The organism is Arthrobacter sp. ZGTC412 (genome assembly GCF_002929215.1).
Classification (GTDB): domain Bacteria; phylum Actinomycetota; class Actinomycetes; order Actinomycetales; family Micrococcaceae; genus Arthrobacter.
In genome coordinates this window covers 1-18,804 of the sequence record NZ_PJII01000027.1, presented here as the reverse complement: position 1 = coordinate 18,804, position 18,804 = coordinate 1, and the positions used below count along the sequence as shown (strand labels likewise).

Sequence of the window (18,804 nt, the reverse complement as noted above, 5' to 3'; positions counted from 1 at the left end):
TATGCGAAGGCGACGTCCGATGAGCCTGTGCTGGAGGCGGAGGCCCGGAACGCCGTTGCCCAATTCAGCGAAAAGGCCGGACGACGGCGGGAGCTTCCCGCGCCGTCCGGCCCACCGACTGCCCTACCCTCTGGTCCGCCGAACGAGCCTCAGCGGCTGCGGCGGCGCAGCAGCGGATCAGTCAACGACGGCGGCCGGTAGCCGGCGTCGGCCTGGTTCAGCGTGGTGCCGCCAGGGTAGATGAACAGGTTGAGCTTCAGCTGCCGGCCCATCAGAACGCCGATCCGATCGAAGCCAGCTCGGGTGCGGTTGCTCCCGCAAAGCGGTTGTCCGGGCGTTCCAGGCCGTAGTGCTCGCGCAGCGTGCGGCCCGTGTACTCGGTGCGGAACAGCCCGCGCTCCTGAAGGATGGGCACCACCTGGTCCACAAATGTCTCCAGCCCCAAGGGCAGCACCGGCGGCATGATGTTGAAGCCGTCCGCTGCACCGCCGTCGAACCATTCCTGGATGGCGTCCGCCACCTGGACGGGGGTGCCGGTGAAGGTGCGGTGCCCGCGGCCGCCGCCCAGCCGGCCGATCAGTTGCCGGACAGTGAGCTTCTCACGCCGGGCGAGCTGGACAATCAGGGTGTAGCGGCTCTTGGCGCCCTCGATCTCGTCCTCGCTGGGCAGGTCCTCCGGCAACTGGCGGTCCAGGGGCAGGTCCTCAGGTTTTACGCGCAGGGTCTTGGCCAGCTGGATCCGTGCGTATTCGGGCTTGATCAGCCGGTCCAGTTCCTGCTCCAGCTCCAGGGCCTCCTCCTCGGTGGCGCCGATGACGGGCACAATGCCAGGCAGGATCTTGGTGGTCTCCGGATCACGGCCGGCAGCGGCCGTGCGGGCCTTGAGGTCGCGGTAGAAGTCCTGTGCGTCGGCGAGGGTCTGGTGGGCGGTGAAGACGGCGTCCGCGTAACGCGCAGCGAGGTCCTTGCCGTCTTCGGACGAGCCGGCCTGCACGATCAGTGGGTACCCTTGCGGGGAGCGGGGCACGTTCAGTGGCCCGCGGACCTTGAAGTGTTTGCCCTCGTGGTCGATAACGCGGATCTTCTCGGCGTTACCCCAGACGCCCTCCTCCTTGTCCGCGAGCACCGCGTCGTCCTGCCAGCTGTCCCACAGCTTCTGGGCAACCTGGATGAATTCTGCGGCGCGTTCGTACCGGACGGCGTGGGCGGGCTGGTCGTCCACGCCGAAGTTGCGGGCCGCGTCCGGACCGGCGGTGGTCACAACGTTCCAGCCCGCGCGCCCGCCGCTGACCCAATCCACCGACGCGAAGCGGCGGGCCAGGTTGAAGGGATCGTTGTATGTGGTGGAGGCCGTGGCGATCAAACCGATGTGCTCGGTGGCGCCGGCGATGGCGGTGAGGAGCACCGTGGGCTCAAGCTTGCCGGCCGGGCGGCGGCCCACCTCGCCGAAGAGCACGGGCGAGTCCGCGAAGAAGATGGAATCCAGCTTCCCGCGCTCCGCCGTCCGGGCCAGCTGCTTGTAGTGCTCCACATTCGTGCTGGACTGCGGGTCGCTCTCAGGGAGCCGCCACGACGCCTCGTGGTGGCCGGTGCTCATCAGGAACGCGTTGAGGTGAAGTTGGCGCTGCTCGGAAGGGTCTTGGGAAGGGTTTTCGGAAGTCATGGGTGCTCCTTGGGAAAGTTCCGCGTTGTTTGGTTGGGAAGGTACGACGGCGGGGCCAGGGTCAGTGGCTTGCGACAGGTTCGACGCCGAGGTCGGCCAGGAGGTCCCGGCGCAGTGCTTCGTGCCCGGCGGCGTCCACCGCCGAACCGACTTCGGGCGTCACCGTACGGACGGTGGCAACACGCCCGCTGTCCAGCACAACGATCCGGTCCGCGAGGGCGATGGCTTCGTCCACGTCGTGGGTGACCAGCAGGACGGCCGGGCGGTGGGCGGCGATTAGATCCTGTAGCAGCCCGTGCATCTTGATCCGGGTCAGGGCGTCGAGGGCACCGAACGGTTCGTCCGCCAGCAGCAGCTGCGGCTCGCGGACCAGGGAGCGTGCCAGCGCCACGCGCTGCTGTTCACCGCCGGACAGCTCGTGCGGCCAGGACTTTTCCCGGCCGGCGAGCCCCACTTCGGCGAGGGCCTTGCGTGCCCGGGCCTCGGCGTCGTGCTCCCGCAAACCCAGGGTGACGTTGCCCAGCACGCTGTCCCAGGGCAGGAGCCGGGAGTCCTGGAAGACCACGGACACCCGCTCCGGGACGCTGATCACGCCGCTGCCGCGAACATCGTGGTCCAGCCCGGCGAGCGCCCGGAGGAGTGTGCTTTTGCCGCAGCCGCTGGGACCAAGGAGCGCTACGAACTCACCCGGGGCAATGTCCAGGTCCACGCCGTTCAGGACGCCCTTCGGGCCGAAGCTGCGGATCAGGTTACGGACGGACACGGTGCCGCCGGGGGATGTGACGGCGGAAGGTGCTGTGCCGGAGGGGGCGACGGCGGTCAGCCCGCCAGAGTGCGCTGCCAAGAGAGGGCCTTTCGTTCGAAGAAGCGGACTGCGCCGTCGGAAATCAGGCCGAGAATGCCGTAGACGGCCAGTCCGAGGACGATGATGTTGGTCTGGCCATAGGTGCGGGCGAGCTCCATCATGTAGCCGATGCCGCTGGTGGCGTTGATCTGCTCCACCACCACCAGGGACACCCAGGCACCGGTGACGGCGAAGCGGAGGCCCAGGAAGAAGCCGGGCAGGGCACCGGGGAGAACCACTTTGCGGATGAAGGCGGCGCGGCTCAGCCCGACGGTCTGGGCGAGTTCGACGTAACGCAGGTCGATTCCACGCAGCCCGGCATGCGTCTGCAGATAAACGGGGACAAAGACGCCGAGCGTGATGGTGAGGACCTTCATGGTTTCGTCGATGCCGAACCACAGGATGAGGAGCGGGATCAGGGCCAGGCCGGGAATGGCGCGCTTGATCTGCACCGGCCCGTCGATGAGCGCCTCGCCCACCCGGCTCAGCCCCGAAAGGAGTGCCAGCAGGGCGCCGACGACGATGCCGAAGAAGAGCCCCAGTCCGGCGCGCTGGGCGGAGATGGCGAGGTTTTCCTGGAGCCGGCCGTCAGCGAGGAGTTCACCGGCGGTGGCCACTACGGTCCAGGGTTCGGAGAGGATCCTTGGATCGAGCAGCCCGGTTGCCGAGGAGACTGTCCAAAGCAGCAGCAGGGCCGAGGGGCCCAGCAGCCATGCCAGCCGCCGTCGTCGTCCCGGTCCAAGGCGGTGGCCAGTGGGCCGCACGTCCGGGCGTCCGGTGAGGGCTGGGTCCTGATGGGGTTCGACGGCGGGACGCTCCAGCACGGGGGCGGCGCTCATGCTGCGCCCTTTCCGGCCTCGGCAAACGCGCTGCCGGCGACGGCCTCGTAGCGGGTGTCGTAAAGGTCCGCGGCTGTCAGTTGCGGCTTTTTCTGTTCACGGGAGAGCAGATCGATGGTCTGCTGGTGCCGTTGGATGCCTTCAGCCCAGGACGTCGGGACGTCCCGCTTGCCGGCGGCCTCGATCAGGTACTGGCCGTCCTCGCGGGAGAGGCCCTGGTCCGTAACGTAGTAGCCCTCGAGCCATTCCTCGGGGTGGTCCTCGATCCAGCGCTGGGCCTTGCCCCACACCTTCACGTAGGCGGCCAGGGCAGCGGCCTTGGCGGGGTCGGCCAGGATTTGGGTGGGGGAGTAAAGGTGTCCCGGATCGTCGCGCAGGCCATGCCGGAGGGTAGTGCCGCCGTCGGCCTGGTACTTGGAGAGGTAACGCTTGATCTGCACTCCGCCGAGCGGCGCGGCATCCACCTGTTTGCTGGCCAGCGCGGTGGCATAGGTATCTCCTGTGCTGGGCAGTTCCACCAGCTTCACGTCGTCCTGGGCAAGGCCCGCCTTTTCGAGGATCCGCAGGACCAGTGCGCCCTGGGCCTGGCCCGGGCTGTAGGCCACCCTCTTGCCCCGCAGCTCCTCCAGTGAAGCGATCCCGGCCCCGGGTGCGATGCCCAGTTCATAGAGCGGGTGGTTTACGGCGTCCTGGCGGTACGCGCTGGCGATGATGCGGACATCAAGGCCGGTCCACGTGGCGTGGATGGGCGGGATGTCAGCCACGGAGCCGACGTCAAGGGCATTGGCCCTGAACGCTTCGGTGGTCTGCGGTCCGCCGGAGATGTTGGCGAACTCCACATTGAAGCCCTCGAGCTCCTTGTTCAGGCCGGAGAGTTCCAGGGCCACCTTGACGGTCGGATCACCCACTGTGATGGTGGTACCGGCCGGAACGGAGGTGGCCAGCGGGGCCAGCGACACCTGGGCGGCCGACGGGTTGACGGCGGTGGCCGTTCCGCCGCAGGCAGTCAGGAGGCCAAGTGCAGGCAGGACCAGGAAAGCGCCAAGGGCGCGGCGCCTGGTGAAGGTTGACGCCCCGATTGCGGCGGACGGGGGACGGGTGGATGCAGCGAAGGACATGTTTGGCCTTTCGGAAGTGGTGGGGATGGCGTGCCAAGACGGAAAAGTTGGCACAGCGGAGCTGGCCCTGGGACAGGGCCTGAGAAAGGGAGTTTCTATCTGGTGCGCTCGGCGCCGTCGGAGGCTAGACGGCGGAGCTGCGGTAACGGGCGGCCCGCATGCTGCACATTCGTTCAGTGCGGCGACAGCATTCAGTGCGGCAACAGGACGGACCGGAGGAATAACAGCCTTGCACGCGGCTGGTTGTTTCCCGCATCTGTCCTCCTTTTCGTTCTGGCGTTCCAAGTGCTGTTTTGTGTTGCCCGGCGTGGGCCGTGGAAACACCTAAGCACGGTTATCAAGGCCTTGGCCAGCACCGCGCAAAAGACGCTAAATAGGAGGACACCGCACTACTTATGACGCCATCCGAAGGACAAACCGGGCAACGGGGCGCCATGATCCGCAACGAGGGTTAATGTGACTGGAAAAGGTCGATGGCACATCATGTCAACGCCTGGCCGCAAGTACTGTCCTCGGAACCGTGATTGATAGGAGAAACACATGCGCCACTGGGTTCTTTCGGCGGCTGCCTTTGGGACGGGCCTTTTGCTGGCTGGCTGCACCGCCACAGCCCCGCCGTCCGCGCAGCAGACCACCAGTTCCCCGGTCCCCGTTCCGTCGGCTCCGGCCACCTCTGCCCCCGTTACCTCAGCCCCGGCTTCCTCCCGCCCGGCCGGTTCGCCCACCCGGACTGCAGCCGCTGCCATTGCCGGCACCCCCCAGGCGATCACGACAGGCCTGCAGGCCCCGTGGTCCGTGGTGTTCCGTAACGGAACGCCCCTGGTCAGCGAGCGGAACAGCGCCCGCATACTCGAACTTTCAGCGGATGGCTCCGCACGGCCCATCGGAACGGTTGAGGGTGTGGCGGACCGCGGCGAGGCCGGGCTGCTGGGCCTGGCAGTGGGCAGCGGGGGAGACCTCTACGTGTATTCGACGGCGGCAGACGGCAACCGGGTCCAGCGCTTCACCGTCACCGGGGCGCCAGGCTCCCTGTCCCTCGGACAGCCGGACACCCTGCTCTCTGGGATTCCTGCCGCAGGCAACCACGACGGCGGCCGGATCGCTTTCGGTCCCGACGGCATGCTGTACGTGACAACCGGCGATGCAGGCCAGCGCGACAGCGCCCAGGACCGGAACTCCCTTGCCGGAAAAATCCTGCGCATGGCCCCTGACGGTGGTGTTCCTGACGATAATCCCTTCCCAGGCTCCCTCACTTACAGCTATGGGCACCGGAACCCGCAGGGACTGGCGTGGACCGACGACGGAACACTGTTCGCCACCGAATTTGGGCAGAACACCTGGGATGAGCTGAACATCATTACACCCGGCGCCAACTACGGCTGGCCCACGGTCGAAGGGATCGCGGGCCGGGAGGGCTTTGTGGACCCCGTGCAGCAATGGCAGCCCGGCGGCGCGAGTCCCAGCGGTATGGCACATGCCGGCGGGACCCTCTTCATCGCCAACCTTCGGGGACAGGTTCTGCGGTCCGTTCCCGTCTCCGACCCCTCCAATTCCACGGACCACTACAGTCGCGAGTTCGGCCGGATCCGCGACGTGGCGCTTTCACCCGACGGACAATTGTGGTTCTTGACCAACAACACCGACGGACGCGGCGATCCAAAGCCCGGGGATGACCAGATCCTCGCCGTCCCACTTTCGTAGGGGCGGTCCAAGGGAGGCGGCTACTGGATCCTGGCATGCGCTTGGGCCGATTCGGCGATCTTTTCGGTTGCGGCCCAGGAAGCAAGGAGCTTGAGGCTTTCCTCTGAGGGACTGCCTGGCGTAGCGGGATAGACCGTGAGTGAATGCCCGGGGTCCTCTTCCAGGCCCAGGACCTGGTAGTTCAGTTCGAGCAGCCCCACCACAGGGTGCTGGAAGAACTTGGTCCCGGCGTAATGCCGCCGAACGTTGTGCGCTGCCCAGCGCGTGCGGAATTCGTCGCTGCGCATGGACAACTCGCCGATAAGTTCCGCAATGCCCTTGTCATGCGGATTACGGCCCGCTTCACGGCGCAGGATGGCCACGTTGGTATTCGCTGCCCGCTCCCAGTCCGGGTAGAAGTTGTGCGCGCGCGGGTCCAGGAAGATGAAGCGTGAATGGTTGGCCGGGCGTGCCGGACCCCGGTACATGTCCGAGTACAGGGCGTAGCCAAGGGTGTTGGCGGCCACGATGTCCAACCGGTTGTTTCCGATGAAGGCCGGCGCTCCCGTGATGGTGTCCAGGAGGTACTGGAGTTCCGGCCGGACGCCTGCAGGCGCGGCGCTCGCCGCACGCTTCCGGCCCGACGTGTTGGCTGCGCGTGCCAGGTCGTAGAGGTGGTCGTGCTCCGCACGGTCGAGTTCCAGTGCCCGTGCGATTGCGTCAAGGACACTGTCAGAAACGCCCGTGAGGTTACCGCGTTCCAGGCGGGTGTAGTAGTCAACGCTGACGCCGGCCAGGCGGGCCACTTCTTCCCGGCGGAGTCCGGGCACCCTGCGGCGCCCGCCGTACGGTTCGATGCCGGCCTGTTCCGGGGTGATGCGTCCACGGCGGGTGGACAGAAACTGCCGGACCTCGGCTCGGTTATCCATACGGCAACGTTACGACGAAAGGGGAAACCGTAAGGAGGGTCTGCCATAACCCGTTACAGCAGGGCCCTCGCTACGTTTGCCGGCTGCCGGTTTGATGGAAACATCCCCTTTTCGTCATCAACCAGATGGAGTCCTGAACCATGCTGCCAACCGCAACGCGTGCGCCGTCAGTTGGCGCCGTCCCGGCGACGCTGGTTGCAACGGTCATCTTCCTCACGGCCGTGGCGCCGCTGGCCACCGATATGTACGTTCCGGCCTTCCCTCGTGTGTCGGAAGAGTTTGGCACGACGGCGTCCGCGGTGCAGCTGACCCTGACCACCTTTTTCGCCGGGATGGGGCTCGGGCAGCTGGTGGGCGGCCCGTTTAGTGACCAGCGCGGCCGGCGGTTGCCGCTGGCGGCGGGCACTGTCCTGATGGCTGTCGCGTCGGTCGCGTGTGCCCTCGCCCCCGACGTCGGAATCCTGATGTTCGCGCGCTTCCTGCAGGGCTTCGGCGGCGGCTGGGCCATGGTCATCGGCCGTGCCGTCATCGTCGATCTCGCCCACGGGTCACAGCTGGTCCGGGTACTCAACCTTGTAATGGGCATCGGCGGCGTGGCCCCGGTCATCAGCCCCTTGCTCGGAGCCGTGATTCTTCAGCTGACCGGGTGGCGGATGACGTTCTGGGCCCTCGCCGCCCTAGGAGTCCTCATGACCCTCTGCGCCCTGTTCGTCGTCCCGGAATCCCTCCCGCGGGAGAAACGCCACTCCGGCGGGCTGGCTGAATTCGGCCGCGCGGCGAAGGACGTGCTCGCAAACCGCCGGTTCGTCGGCTACGTGGTGGTGGCGTCGTCGGCCTTTATTGCACTGTTCGCGTACGTGGCCACGTCCGCGTTCATCCTGCAGAACATGAACGGCCTGTCCCCGGTGATGTACTCCATCGTGTTTGCCGCCAACGCGGGCGGCATGACCGTGGCTGCCCTCATCTCAGCGCGCCTGGCAGGCCGAGTGTCCACCCGCAAAGTCATCTTCGTTGGGCAAATCATTGCCTTGGCCGCGGGGGTGGTTATGCTGGCCGGAGCTTTGTGGTGGGCCACCCCTTTGCTGGTTGCCATGGGCAGCTTCTTCGCCCTTATGGTGGCCCAGGGCCTCATCGGTACCAACGGCGGCGCCCTCGCCTCGGCGGAAGTACCCGCGCATCCAGGTACAAGTTCCGCAGTTCTGGGCCTCGTGCAGTGGACCACCGCCGGCGTAGTCGCGCCCATCGCCGGCCTGGGCGGATCAGGCACGGCGGTCCCCATGGCCCTGCTCATGATCGGCGGAGCACTGCTGTCCCTGTTCGGACTCCTCGTCCTGGCCCGCCCGCACGCTCGCAGCCAGTACCTGCACGTCACCGACGACGAGTACCAAGGCCGCCAAGGGTAGGACTGCCAGAACCAGTTACAGCAGGGCCACCGCTACGGGCCCATAAAGCCGGGTGGATCGTACTCCACACCGGTAGCATCTTAAAGATCCCCCTAAGAACCACAGGAGAACCATGACCACCGTCAAGGCCTATGCATCCCCGTCCGCTACAGAGGACCTCATTGCAACCACCATCGAGCGCCGCGAAGTCGGCCCGCACGATGTCCTGATCGAGATCAAGTTCGCCGGCATCTGTCACTCGGACATCCACACCGTCCGCGGTGACTGGGGTCCCCAGCAGTACCCGCTGGTTCCCGGGCACGAGATCGCCGGCATCGTCACCGAGGTGGGCACCGCCGTCAGCAAGCACGCCGTGGGCGACCGCGTCGGCGTCGGCTGCATGGTCAATTCCTGCCGCGAATGCGCCAACTGCCTGAAGGGCGAGGAGCAGTACTGCCTCAACTCGATGGTCGGCACGTACGGCGCAGTTGACCGCGACGGCACCATCACCCAGGGCGGCTACTCAAGCCACGTCGTCGTGACCGAAGACTTCGTGGTGCGCATTCCGGAAGGCATCGAGCTCGATGTCGCAGCCCCGCTGCTCTGCGCCGGGATCACCACCTACTCCCCGTTGCGCCACTGGGGCGCCGGACCCGGCAAGAAGGTGGCCGTCGTCGGCCTCGGCGGGCTCGGCCACATGGCCGTCAAACTCGCCCACGCCATGGGCGCAGAGGTAACCGTCCTGTCCCAGTCCCTGAAGAAGCAGGAAGACGGGCTGCGCCTCGGTGCCGACGCCTACTACGCCACCAGCGACGAGAACACCTTCAAGGACCTCGCCGGTACCTTTGACCTGATCATCAACACTGTCAGCGCATCGATCGACATCAGCTCCTACCTGCAGCTGCTGGCCCTCGAAGGCGCGCTGGTGAACGTCGGCGCACCCGCCGAGCCGCTCCCCGTCAACGCCTTCGCACTGATCGGCGGCCGGCGCTCCTTTGCCGGTTCGATGATCGGCGGCATCCGCGAAACGCAGGAAATGCTGGACTTCTGCGCCGAGCACCACCTCGGTGCCGAGATCGAGGTCATCCCGGCCGAGAAGATTAACGACGCGTACGAGCGGGTTCTCGCCTCGGACGTCCGCTACCGCTTCGTAATCGACACCGCCACCCTCTAGTAACAAAACGCGATCGACGGCGGCCGGCTCCCCAGGGGGCGGGCCGCCGTCGTGCTTTAAGGCCCAATAGCTTTTCTGTTATTCGGCACAACGGTTCGGCGCCAATCAGCGGCCACCCGTTCCGAAACCTGCCGGCGGTTCCACAATTGGAGGACAAGTTTTCTGACCTCCGGGAGGATGAAATGCGTAGGTCCGGCGGGCTGCTGCCCGCGATGACTCTGGTTGCTGTTGTACTTGCGGGGTGCGGTTCGCAGGCTGGTCCGCCGACGGCGACAAACACCTCGCCCGGGGCCTCCGCTTCGCCCGGCGCGACGGCGACCCTGACTGCGCCGACTGCCTCGCCGGCGGATTCTTCGCCGGCGGCCACAGCCCCGGCCACGAGTGCCCCTGCCACCACCAACGCCAGCGGCTCTTGGGTGACGTTCACGACGGCGGACGGGCAACTCGCGTTTGACCTGCCCGCGGCCTGGAGCGTGACAGACCCTGCAGGGGAACTGCCAGAAGGCGGCGGGGCATTCGCCGAGGTCACGAATAGGGCCGGAAAGCCGATGGCTGCTCTCCGCACCAACATGGCCATTGGGTCCACCTGCCTGGAGAAGTACCCGTACGCAGAGCTGGAAACCCAGGAGCTGCCAGCGTTGGCCCAGAACGGGACATCGCCCCGCTTTGTTTTCGAGACCCGCGGCGACGACAGCGCTCCCGGGCCGGCCGATACCCCGGCAGCGGCCTATGGCATCACTTCCGTTCCGGCGCCTACCGGTGATTCGGCGTGTCCTATCGTCCACTTCTTCACGTGGCCACCCACCTCTGCGATGTTCGGCGCGTTCTACAACCCGGAGAACAACGTGACCCCTGGTGCCGAGAACCTGCCGTACCTGGAACAGGCCCGCCGGTACATGAACACGCCGGAGTACCAAAACATCCGGCGGATGATCACGTCGCTGCGGCCGGTGGGATAGCGCGGGCTGCTGAGTTTGGCCGGACAGCGCCCGGAGCACTGTCAGATGCCGCCCGCCTCGGGCGGCCGAGGGTCAGGAGCCAGCAAGTCCTGGCTTTGTCCCCGGTGCAAGATCCAGCGTTGTGAGGCGGAGCCAAAGCCAGAGCCGCTTTTGCGGATCGTTCAGATCGAGGTCAAAATCCTTCATTAGGCGGGCCACCCGGTACCGGACCGTGTTGTTGTGCACATGGAGGCGTTCGGCCATCGTGGAGATGTTGCCGTTCGAGGACAGGTACGCGCGCAAAGTGTCCAGATAGTCCGTTTGCTGACCGATGTCGTGGGCCTGGATTTTGGCGATGTCGTCGCGATCGGCGAGGCCGTGGTCGTCAATAAACGCGCCGATCCGCATGAGATTCAGCGGAATCCGGAAGTCCTCGACCAGTCCGGCGGCGGGGGACGGGGTCCCCCTCGAACCCGGTGGTGCCGCATGGTCGAGCAGATAATGCAGGGTCTGAAGAGCCTCGGATCTGGAGTGTGGAAGGTTCTCCACCAAGGGGGCGATGCTGCCGACCCCGGCGATCAGCGGGTGGGAGGTGATGGTGTGGGCGTAGGCGCTGATTTCCTGGACCAGGCGCCGGTGTGCAGCCCGCGGTGCGTTTCCTTCGCCGGGTAGAAGGGCGTAAACCACGGAGTCGATTACGGCACTATGGCTCGTGTTGAACTGGATATTGCACACCGTGGTTACCAGGTGCAGGAGCCGTTGGATTTCCCGCACCGATTCAAGGCTGCCTGCCTCTGGCCGGACGATTGAAAACGCCGCGACCGCGAGCCCGCTGGCAGCGTCCAGCCCCAGTTGTGCGGCCGCAAATGAAGCATGGGCGGGATCGTCGAGGAGCGTTCGGATCAGGTCCCCGTTCCTCCGCTCCCCGAAGTCCGAAGCGGAGCGGGCATGGAGCATGTGGAGTCCTGCCAGGGGTGCCATCCTGTCCAGCGCGTTGAGTGCTGCCTCGCGTTTGTCTTCGCCCGGGTCAAGGACCCAGATTGAGCCAAGCAGTTCTCCGCCGGCCCTCACGGCGAGCGCGAGTCTTCCCATCTCCTCTTCTTTCGCCGGGATCAGTACAGCGCCAGCGGAAGCGTAGACAGTCCTGAAGTCCGCATCGAATGCAGGCGGTTGGGTCTCCTGCAGGGCGAGCGTGGTGACCCGTCGCAGTTCGTCCACCGGCTGGCCCGGCAGTGTTGAATAGCCGAGCACCCGGCCGAGCGGATCCACAATGCTGGCGGCACCGCTGGCGATCGACGCCGCAGCATTGGCGAACGCATAGAGGTCCCCGAGGCGGACCCCGGATACTGAGTCCGCTGCCGCTCCCATCACGGATGCCTTGGCCAGTGTCACCAGCCGCGTCCAGTCCACCCCATCCGGCGCGACGAGGACCGCCAGGCTGCTCGCCACCGCGGCGGAACGCAGCCGCTCCAGGGGCGCCCCATGGGCTTTGACGATGACGGCAGCTGCGTTGCTGTTGGAGGCACGGTGCAATAGTTGGTCGAAATCTGCTGAACCGCATGTCAGTCCCACCGCCAGGATGATCCTGTCATCGACGCTTGTCCATTCGTCCAGCGGGTCATACATCAGGACCCCTGACACCGGGTGGCTGAGGTTTTCGGGGGTGGGGTTGGCGTGCACGAGGTCCGCCTGCATCAGCTGGATGCAATCGGAAAGCCGTACCACCGCGCCGTGCAGGTCGCCCTCCGTGAGGCCCTGCGCGCCTGTTTCCATGCATGGAAGTTATCACAGGAAAGGCGGCGATGTTCTGGCGGAACTCACATATAGCGGCGGCGAGATCTGGGTCACTATTGGGGAGGGAAGCGACAGAGTAGTCCTTCAGGAGCCAAGAGGATCACCAATGAAATTCAAAGACATCAGGGCGTTGGCCACGGTACAGGGGCCAGCGCGGACCCCCTCGGAGAAGCTGTCCCGGCGCTGCTACAGCGTCGAAGATATGCGGCGAATGGCGGCAAAGCGCCTGCCCGGAAGCATTTTCGATTACATCGAGGGCGGTGGTGAGGACGAGGTTTCCCTTCGCCGGAACCGCTCGTCCTTTGACGACTGGTCCTTCCTGCCCAAGTGGGGATCGGTGGAGAACCTCGACCTGAGCTCAACCCTCCTGGGCGGTCCGGTTTCCATGCCGCTGACCCTTGCCCCCACCGGCGGCACCAGGCTGTTTCATCCTGAGGGCGAGAGTGCTGTGGCCCGGGCGGCCTTCGAGGCCGGCGTTCCGTACGGACTCGCGCACTTGAGTACCACGCCGATGGAACAGGTGAGTGCCGCTGCCCCTGGCCTGCGGCGCTGGTTCAACATCGAACCGATGGCGGACAAGGTAGAACTTCAGGCGCTTTTGGACAGGGCCGTGAAGGCGGGCTACGAAGCGCTCCTTGTTAACGTGGACTGCCGGGCCATCGGCCACCGCGAGCGGGACTACAGAAACGGCTTCACCGCGCCGCCCTCAATCAAGCTGAAGACCGTTGTGGAAGGAGCATTGCGTCCACGCTGGGCCCTGGGGTTCCTGGCCAACGACGCCATTGCCTTCCCCAACCTGGACGCCCATGTTCCGGAAGGAGAGCTTTCAAGCACCCCTGACATGTGGCGCACGCTGTTGGCTGGCTCGTATGAACCGACCGACTGGGACGACATCCGCGACCTGAGGGCCCGCTGGAACGGTCCCATCATTTTGAAGGGGGTCGTCAACCCCAACGACGCCGCCATCGCAGCCGAACTGGGGATCAACGCCATCCAGGTGAGCAACCACGGAGGACGCCAGCTCGACCACATGGCCTCACCCTTGGACGTCCTCCCCGACATCGTCGACAGAACAGCCGGCCGCATCGACATCATCGTCGACGGCGGTATCCGCCGCGGTTCCGACGTCGTCAAGGCCATAGCCCTCGGCGCAGACGCCTGCTCCATCGGCCGTCCCTACCTGTATGGCCTGGCGGCTGCGGGCCAAGCCGGCGTTGCCCACGTGCTGAAGATGTTCGCCGCCGACATGATTCGCACCATGATGCTGCTCGGTGTTTCCACCATCCAGGAACTGCGCGCAGAAGGCCGTGAACTGATCCGGCACAGCAGCGAAGCTTCCTTTCGAAGTGCCTTCCCTGAAGCCGCCGAGCCCCACCTGCCCTTTGCTGAATTGAAGGGTGCACGATGAAAAATCCTCTGACATTCCGCCCCGACGGCCAGCAGCGGGCCGCAGCCGTTGTCGCCTCGGCAGCCATCCTCTTCGCGGTGGCGGGCTGCACTCCCTCCGCTACTCCTTCGTCGGCTTCCGGAGGAGCAGCCGGCCAGGACACTGGCGTTGCTGCCGTTCCAGTCAACGAAGCTGCTGCCGACCTGCTGCCTGAATCCATCAAGTCATCGAAGGTCCTGCGCGTGGCAATCCCCACCAACGAGCCGCCCACGCAGTTCTACCGCGAAGGAACCCGGGAGATGACGGGAACCAACCCGGACGTCGCTCGCCTCATCGGGCAGGCTTTGGGCGTGAAGGTGGACATCCAGGTGGCCAACTTCGACTCCATCATCCCCGGCATCGCCGCCGACCGGTACGACATGACTGTTTCCTCAATGACTCCGACGACCAAGCGCATGGAGGTCCTGGACTTTGTCGACTACATGCAGATGGGGAACTCCATCGCGGTGGGCACGGGGAACCCGGCGGGCATCAAGGACCAGCACTCGCTGTGCGGCAAAAAGGTCGGTCTCCTGACCGGGTCCTACCAGCTCACCGTCAACGTCCCCGAGTACGACCAAGCGTGCGCTGCGGAGGGCAAAGAAGGGATTCAGCGGAGCGAGTTCCAGGACACGCGGCAAGCCATCTCGGCGCTGACCAGCGGCCGTCTGGACGCAGTCCTGGCCGATTCGCCCATTCTAAATTTCGCCGCCACGCAGAACCCGCAGATCGAGATCGCCGCAAAGTACGACTTCACACCGGTCGGGTTAGGCATCCGGAAGGACTCTGGCCTGGTCAACGCGGTATCCGTCGCGCTCGACGGCGTGATCAAGAGCGACTCCTACCTCAAGGTACTCGGGAAGTACGGCCTTGAATCCAGCGCAATCACCGACGCCCGCGTCAATTTCGCCCAATAGGACGTGAACACCATGCAGCAACACTCCATCCCTGACACAAGAACAGAAAGCCCGACGGCGGCCGCGGACTCGATCCCGGTGGTTCCGCTCCGGCACCCGGTCCGGCTCGCCGTCGCCGTCGCCCTGATTCTGCTGGCGCTGAGCGCCGCGTGGGACGTGGCCGTGAACCAGCGGTACCACTGGGACGTCGTCGCCTCCTACCTCTTCGCACCGCAGATCATGGCCGGGGCCGGGCTGACCGTCATCCTCACCGTGGTGTCGATGACGGCCGGTATCGCTCTGGGCACGGTCCTGGCGGTCATGCGGCTTTCGGAGAACCCGATCCTGCGGACTATCAGCCGGGGCTACATCTGGTTCTTCCGGGGCACACCACTGCTGGTCCAGCTGATCTTCTGGTACAACATCGCCGCCTTGTATCCCGTGATCGCCTTCGGCCTTCCCTTTGGCGGTCCTTCCCTGGTCCTCGGATCGGCGAACGTCCTCATCTCCCCGCTGGCCGCGGCGCTGCTGGGTTTGGCCCTGAACGAGGCCGCCTACATGGCCGAGATCATCCGCGGCGGGATCGGATCAGTGGACAAAGGCCAGTACGACGCAGCCCGGGCCCTGGGAATGGACGGCGGCAAGCTGATGCGCCGGGTCATTCTGCCGCAGGCTATGCGGGTGGTCCTTCCGCCAACCGGGAACCAGGTCATCTCCATGCTCAAAGGCACGGCCCTGGTCAGCGTCCTGGCCATCTCCGACCTCCTCTATTCAGCCCAGATCATCTACGCCACGAACTACCAGACCATCCCGCTCCTCATCGTCGCCAGCCTCTGGTACCTGCTCATGACAACCATCCTGAGCTTCTTCCAAACCAAACTCGAACGACGCTACGGCCGGGGCTTCGACGCATCCCCGCGGCGGTCCCGCCGACCCAAGACCCAGCCAACGACAAGGACAGCATGATGAGCACCGCAATGGTGGAAGCCCGGGGAGTCCGCAAGAGTTTCGGCTCCACAGAAATCCTCAAAGGCATTGACCTCCGGATTGAACGGGGCTCAGTTACCTGCCTCATCGGCCCGTCCGGCTCCGGAAAGACGACGTTTCTCCGGTGCATCAACCACCTGGAAAAGGTGGACGCCGGGCGACTGTACGTGGACGAACACCTGGTGGGCTACACCGAACGCAACGGACGCCTCTACGAGATGAAGGAACGCCAAACTGCCCGCTCGCGGCTGAACGCTGGAATGGTCTTCCAACGCTTCAACCTGTTCCCGCACATGACCGTGCTGGAGAACATCGTAGAAGCACCCGTCCATGTGCTCGGCCGGCCCCGGAACGAAGTCACCGCCGAAGCGCAGACCCTGTTGGAACGCGTCGGGCTCGGCAACCGCGGGAACTCCTACCCCCAGGAGCTCTCCGGCGGCCAGCAACAACGCATAGCCATCGCCCGGGCACTGGCCATGAAACCCAAGCTCATGCTCTTCGACGAACCCACGTCCGCACTCGATCCGGAACTCGTCGGGGAAGTCCTAGATGTTATGAAGTCCCTGGCCGAGGCCGGAATGACCATGGTGGTGGTCACCCACGAACTGGGCTTCGCCCGCCAGGTCAGCGACCAGGTGGTGTTCATGGACCAAGGGGTCGTCGTCGAAAGCGGTTCCTCGGCCCAGGTTCTTGGCACCCCACGGCACGAACGCACGCAGGCGTTTCTCTCCAAAGTCCTCTAGCCAAACCACCCGACCGGACATCCCGGCCACACGAAAGGATCAGTTCCATGACTCGTCAGCAGGTATCCACGGACCTCGCACCCGCCCCGGCGGGACCGTACTCCCAGGCCATCGCCGCCAACGGCCTTCTCTTCACCGCGGGCCAGACTCCCCATGACCCCGTCACCGGAGACACCGTCGGCAGCACCATCGAAGAGCAAACAGAACAGGCCATGAAAAACCTGGCCGCTGTGCTGCGCGCCCACGGACTGGACTTCTCCCACGTTGTGAAAGCCACAGTTCACCTCCACCACCCCGGCAGGGACTTCGCAGGCTTCAACGCAACGTACGAAAAGTTCGTTCAGGCGCCCTACCCGGCCCGGACAACCGTGGGATCCTTCCTGGGCGACTTCCTCGTCGAAATCGACGCCGTCGCCGTCGTTCCCTAACCTCTGAATCACAAGCTCAGAGGGAACGGCCCCGGCTGCTGCGCTGCGGTGCATCAGCCGGGGCTACGAGGCATCGTCTCCCTCTTCGAGCTCGGCCAGTACGTCGGCGGCGTCAAAGTTGCCTGACACTGCCAGGCGGCGGAGCTCCTCAAGATCGTTCTTCTCGGCGGCCGTTTCGACCATTTGATCGGCCGCGTCACGGCTGCCGGAATCAGCCAGCCGCCGGAGTTCGTCAAGATCACCGCGCTCGGCCGCATTCTCTATCAGTTCATCCACAGCGTCGGAATCACCGCCCGCCGCCCGCTGGCGCAGGGCCTCAAGTTCAGGATCAGGTATGTGCACGCTCCAACTATGTGCTCCCCGCCGCCCGCGCGTCCAGAGCCGGCAAACCCTAATTCGGGAAGGCGCGTCAGTACAGGAAGATGTCGATCCACTCGCGGTTGTGGGCGTGGATGAGGACCAGGAACAGCACGAAGTCGAACAGCAGGTGGACACTGACGATGTAGGACAGCGACTTGGTGATGGTGAAGAGCCGGGCCTGGAGCAGTGCAAACGGGAAGATGAAAAACGGCGCCCAGGAGTGGAATCCAAGCTCCCAAAGGAAAGACGTGAAAAGCACCGCCTGGAGGAGGTTGGCCTGCCAGTCGGGAAGGTGCCGGCGCAGGAGCGTGAAGGCGGTGCAGATAAAGAACAGCTCGTCCCAGATGCCCAGCACGTTGGTTCCCAGGAAGAGCCGGGCGATGCCCTCGGGATCGCTGACGGCGGGCCAGTTGTTGTAGACGCCGGTCCGGATCATGTAGACGGGCATCAGGGCGTAGCCGATCACCAGGACCGCGGGCAGGTACCACTTCTCGGCGCGGGTCCAGGGCTGGCCCGTCCGGATGGGGAAGCGGATGGCATGGTCCTTGGTGAGAAACCGCGAAACCGCGTAGGGGATGCCGACGGCGAGGATCATCGCAGTACCCATTACGGCCATGTGCTCGGTACTGATGTCCGTGGTGATCGGCACCAGGCTCATGGCGGTCAACCCCACGCCAATCAAGGCAAGGTCAATAACAAGGCGGCGGCTGATCAACGCGGCCAGCACCAGGGCCGCGGCCAGGAGGAGGAAACCCGAGACGCGGTCCTCCAGGGCAAACAGCAGAAAGCCCGACGCCGATACCAGCGCCGCCGGGATCACGTTCAGTGGCGTGCGGGGCAGTTCGGCGGGGGCGGCTTTGCGCAGTTGGGCTTGCGCCGACTGCTGCTTCACAGCGTTGCCAGGAGTCCGGCTGCGTCGTCGAGCGCCCCGGGGACGAGCGAGAAGTAGGCCCAGGTGCCCCGCTTTTCACGGTGCAGGAGTCCCGCGTCCACAAGGATCTTCAGGTGATGCGACACCGTGGGCTGGCCGAGGTCCAGCGGTTCGGTGAGGTCGCATACGCAGGCCTCTCCCGACTCCCCGGCCTTGACGATGGACAGCAGGCGGAGCCGGTTGGGGTCGGCCAGAGCCTTAAAAACCAGCGCCCTCTGCTGGGCTTCCTTCGCGCTGAGCGCCGGCTTGCCCGACGTCGTGCAGCAGGAGGCGTCCACCTCGGACTCAAGAGTTTGCAGAGCGGTCATGCACCCATTATGCAACAAATTGAAATCCGTCGATATGGTTGCGGCGGCCCGATTGCCCAGTAGCCTTTTCCCAAACGCCTGAAGCAAAGGAATCCGCCGTGACCATTGATGCGAACATCCCCGCAACCGAGCAGCTGATCATTATCGGCTCCGGCCCTGCCGGTTACACGGCCGCGATTTATGCTGCCCGCGCGGGCCTTGAGCCGCTGGTGCTGGCCGGTTCGGTGACCGCGGGAGGTGCGTTGATGAACACCACGGAAGTGGAGAACTTCCCGGGTTTCCCTGGTGGCATCCAGGGGCCGGAGCTGATGGACGGGCTGCAGGAGCAGGCCGAGAAGTTCGGTGCCAAGGTGATGTTCGACGA

The 18,804-nt window shown here is 65.3% G+C and carries 20 protein-coding genes; 10 read left to right on the top strand and 10 right to left on the bottom strand.

Annotation, left to right across the window (positions count from 1 at the left end; translation table 11 throughout):
• Positions 1-149 precede the first annotated feature (149 nt).
• From CXQ88_RS22495 to CXQ88_RS20395, 5 genes are all read right to left on the bottom strand, one after another.
• The gene (locus tag CXQ88_RS22495) at positions 150-272 is read right to left on the bottom strand and encodes a hypothetical protein (protein ID WP_258062041.1); all 123 of its coding nucleotides are present in this window, start codon (positions 270-272) and stop codon (positions 150-152) included.
• On the bottom strand, positions 272-1,663 hold the full coding sequence (locus tag CXQ88_RS20410) for an LLM class flavin-dependent oxidoreductase (protein ID WP_104045963.1): 1,392 nt from the start codon (positions 1,661-1,663) through the stop codon (positions 272-274). The genes CXQ88_RS22495 and CXQ88_RS20410 overlap by 1 nt, the downstream gene beginning before the upstream one ends.
• Before the next feature lie 61 nt (positions 1,664-1,724).
• The gene (locus tag CXQ88_RS20405) at positions 1,725-2,507 is read right to left on the bottom strand and encodes an ABC transporter ATP-binding protein (RefSeq protein ID WP_104045962.1); all 783 of its coding nucleotides are present in this window, start codon (positions 2,505-2,507) and stop codon (positions 1,725-1,727) included.
• Positions 2,483-3,346, bottom strand: a complete 864-nt coding sequence (locus CXQ88_RS20400; protein ID WP_104045960.1) for an ABC transporter permease — start codon at positions 3,344-3,346, stop codon at positions 2,483-2,485. The genes CXQ88_RS20405 and CXQ88_RS20400 overlap by 25 nt, the downstream gene beginning before the upstream one ends.
• Entirely contained in the window at positions 3,343-4,464 is a 1,122-nt protein-coding gene (locus tag CXQ88_RS20395) for an ABC transporter substrate-binding protein (RefSeq protein WP_104045959.1), read from the bottom strand. Before CXQ88_RS20395 ends, CXQ88_RS20400 begins: the two co-directional genes overlap by 4 nt.
• Positions 4,465-5,004: 540 nt before the next feature.
• Here CXQ88_RS20395 and CXQ88_RS20390 point away from each other — a divergent pair.
• Positions 5,005-6,165 (top strand): PQQ-dependent sugar dehydrogenase, encoded by a 1,161-nt coding sequence (locus CXQ88_RS20390; protein WP_104045957.1) that lies wholly within the window; start codon positions 5,005-5,007, stop codon positions 6,163-6,165.
• 20 nt (positions 6,166-6,185) lie between these two features.
• Here the strand turns inward: CXQ88_RS20390 and CXQ88_RS20385 are convergent, their stop codons facing one another.
• Positions 6,186-7,073, bottom strand: coding sequence for a helix-turn-helix transcriptional regulator (locus tag CXQ88_RS20385; RefSeq protein ID WP_104045956.1), 888 nt, complete (start codon positions 7,071-7,073; stop codon positions 6,186-6,188).
• A 140-nt stretch (positions 7,074-7,213) separates the two neighbouring features.
• Between CXQ88_RS20385 and CXQ88_RS20380 the strand changes: the two genes are divergently transcribed.
• From CXQ88_RS20380 to CXQ88_RS20370, 3 genes are all read left to right on the top strand, one after another.
• Positions 7,214-8,476: a multidrug effflux MFS transporter gene (locus CXQ88_RS20380; RefSeq protein ID WP_104045953.1), complete on the top strand. Its 1,263-nt coding sequence runs from the start codon at positions 7,214-7,216 to the stop codon at positions 8,474-8,476.
• Between the two features lie 112 nt (positions 8,477-8,588).
• Complete coding sequence (locus CXQ88_RS20375; RefSeq protein ID WP_104045952.1) at positions 8,589-9,629, top strand: NAD(P)-dependent alcohol dehydrogenase; 1,041 nt, start codon at positions 8,589-8,591, stop codon at positions 9,627-9,629.
• Between the two features lie 182 nt (positions 9,630-9,811).
• Complete coding sequence (locus CXQ88_RS20370) at positions 9,812-10,588, top strand: hypothetical protein (protein ID WP_258062040.1); 777 nt, start codon at positions 9,812-9,814, stop codon at positions 10,586-10,588.
• A 72-nt stretch (positions 10,589-10,660) separates the two neighbouring features.
• On the opposite strand, the gene CXQ88_RS20365 is transcribed toward CXQ88_RS20370, so the two are convergent.
• Positions 10,661-12,340, bottom strand: a complete 1,680-nt coding sequence (locus CXQ88_RS20365) for a PucR family transcriptional regulator (RefSeq protein WP_104045950.1) — start codon at positions 12,338-12,340, stop codon at positions 10,661-10,663.
• Between the two features lie 127 nt (positions 12,341-12,467).
• Between CXQ88_RS20365 and CXQ88_RS20360 the strand changes: the two genes are divergently transcribed.
• The 5 genes from CXQ88_RS20360 to CXQ88_RS20340 are packed head-to-tail and all read left to right on the top strand — an operon-like array spanning position 12,468 to position 16,841.
• A complete protein-coding gene (locus tag CXQ88_RS20360; protein WP_181037624.1) occupies positions 12,468-13,769 on the top strand; it encodes an alpha-hydroxy acid oxidase in 1,302 nt (433 codons plus the stop codon).
• On the top strand, positions 13,766-14,704 hold the full coding sequence (locus CXQ88_RS20355) for an ABC transporter substrate-binding protein (protein WP_104045949.1): 939 nt from the start codon (positions 13,766-13,768) through the stop codon (positions 14,702-14,704). The genes CXQ88_RS20360 and CXQ88_RS20355 overlap by 4 nt, the downstream gene beginning before the upstream one ends.
• 12 nt (positions 14,705-14,716) lie before the next feature.
• Positions 14,717-15,649 (top strand): amino acid ABC transporter permease, encoded by a 933-nt coding sequence (locus CXQ88_RS20350; protein WP_104045947.1) that lies wholly within the window; start codon positions 14,717-14,719, stop codon positions 15,647-15,649.
• On the top strand, positions 15,649-16,413 hold the full coding sequence (locus CXQ88_RS20345) for an amino acid ABC transporter ATP-binding protein (protein ID WP_104045946.1): 765 nt from the start codon (positions 15,649-15,651) through the stop codon (positions 16,411-16,413). The genes CXQ88_RS20350 and CXQ88_RS20345 overlap by 1 nt, the downstream gene beginning before the upstream one ends.
• A gap of 47 nt (positions 16,414-16,460) precedes the next feature.
• Positions 16,461-16,841 carry a RidA family protein gene (locus CXQ88_RS20340; RefSeq protein WP_104045945.1) on the top strand — a complete coding sequence of 127 codons (381 nt, stop codon included), beginning with the start codon at positions 16,461-16,463 and terminating at the stop codon, positions 16,839-16,841.
• Positions 16,842-16,904: 63 nt separating this feature from the next.
• On the opposite strand, the gene CXQ88_RS20335 is transcribed toward CXQ88_RS20340, so the two are convergent.
• The 3 genes from CXQ88_RS20335 to CXQ88_RS20325 form a co-directional block, all read right to left on the bottom strand.
• Positions 16,905-17,183: a hypothetical protein gene (locus CXQ88_RS20335; protein ID WP_258062039.1), complete on the bottom strand. Its 279-nt coding sequence runs from the start codon at positions 17,181-17,183 to the stop codon at positions 16,905-16,907.
• A gap of 67 nt (positions 17,184-17,250) precedes the next feature.
• Positions 17,251-18,021 carry a CPBP family glutamic-type intramembrane protease gene (locus tag CXQ88_RS20330; RefSeq protein WP_104045986.1) on the bottom strand — a complete coding sequence of 257 codons (771 nt, stop codon included), beginning with the start codon at positions 18,019-18,021 and terminating at the stop codon, positions 17,251-17,253.
• A 68-nt stretch (positions 18,022-18,089) separates the two neighbouring features.
• The gene (locus tag CXQ88_RS20325; RefSeq protein WP_104045944.1) at positions 18,090-18,440 is read right to left on the bottom strand and encodes an ArsR/SmtB family transcription factor; all 351 of its coding nucleotides are present in this window, start codon (positions 18,438-18,440) and stop codon (positions 18,090-18,092) included.
• 104 nt (positions 18,441-18,544) lie between these two features.
• Between CXQ88_RS20325 and CXQ88_RS20320 the strand changes: the two genes are divergently transcribed.
• A partial coding sequence (locus CXQ88_RS20320; RefSeq protein ID WP_373637810.1) for an NAD(P)/FAD-dependent oxidoreductase occupies positions 18,545-18,804 on the top strand: 260 nt, incomplete at its 3' end.

Excerpts from the sequence above, each read along its gene's own strand:
- CXQ88_RS22495 (WP_258062041.1), bottom strand. The coding sequence starts at position 272 with ATGGGCCGGCAGCTGAAGCTCAACCTGTTCATCTACCCTGGCGGCACC.
- CXQ88_RS20410 (WP_104045963.1), bottom strand. The coding sequence starts at position 1,663 with ATGACTTCCGAAAACCCTTCCCAAGACCCTTCCGAGCAGCGCCAACTT.
- CXQ88_RS20400 (WP_104045960.1), bottom strand. The coding sequence starts at position 3,346 with ATGAGCGCCGCCCCCGTGCTGGAGCGTCCCGCCGTCGAACCCCATCAG.
- CXQ88_RS20395 (WP_104045959.1), bottom strand. The coding sequence starts at position 4,464 with ATGTCCTTCGCTGCATCCACCCGTCCCCCGTCCGCCGCAATCGGGGCG.
- CXQ88_RS20390 (WP_104045957.1), top strand. The coding sequence starts at position 5,005 with ATGCGCCACTGGGTTCTTTCGGCGGCTGCCTTTGGGACGGGCCTTTTG.
- CXQ88_RS20385 (WP_104045956.1), bottom strand. The coding sequence starts at position 7,073 with ATGGATAACCGAGCCGAGGTCCGGCAGTTTCTGTCCACCCGCCGTGGA.
- CXQ88_RS20380 (WP_104045953.1), top strand. The coding sequence starts at position 7,214 with ATGCTGCCAACCGCAACGCGTGCGCCGTCAGTTGGCGCCGTCCCGGCG.
- CXQ88_RS20375 (WP_104045952.1), top strand. The coding sequence starts at position 8,589 with ATGACCACCGTCAAGGCCTATGCATCCCCGTCCGCTACAGAGGACCTC.
- CXQ88_RS20370 (WP_258062040.1), top strand. The coding sequence starts at position 9,812 with ATGCGTAGGTCCGGCGGGCTGCTGCCCGCGATGACTCTGGTTGCTGTT.
- CXQ88_RS20365 (WP_104045950.1), bottom strand. The coding sequence starts at position 12,340 with ATGGAAACAGGCGCGCAGGGCCTCACGGAGGGCGACCTGCACGGCGCG.
- CXQ88_RS20360 (WP_181037624.1), top strand. The coding sequence starts at position 12,468 with ATGAAATTCAAAGACATCAGGGCGTTGGCCACGGTACAGGGGCCAGCG.
- CXQ88_RS20355 (WP_104045949.1), top strand. The coding sequence starts at position 13,766 with ATGAAAAATCCTCTGACATTCCGCCCCGACGGCCAGCAGCGGGCCGCA.
- CXQ88_RS20350 (WP_104045947.1), top strand. The coding sequence starts at position 14,717 with ATGCAGCAACACTCCATCCCTGACACAAGAACAGAAAGCCCGACGGCG.
- CXQ88_RS20345 (WP_104045946.1), top strand. The coding sequence starts at position 15,649 with ATGAGCACCGCAATGGTGGAAGCCCGGGGAGTCCGCAAGAGTTTCGGC.
- CXQ88_RS20340 (WP_104045945.1), top strand. The coding sequence starts at position 16,461 with ATGACTCGTCAGCAGGTATCCACGGACCTCGCACCCGCCCCGGCGGGA.
- CXQ88_RS20325 (WP_104045944.1), bottom strand. The coding sequence starts at position 18,440 with ATGACCGCTCTGCAAACTCTTGAGTCCGAGGTGGACGCCTCCTGCTGC.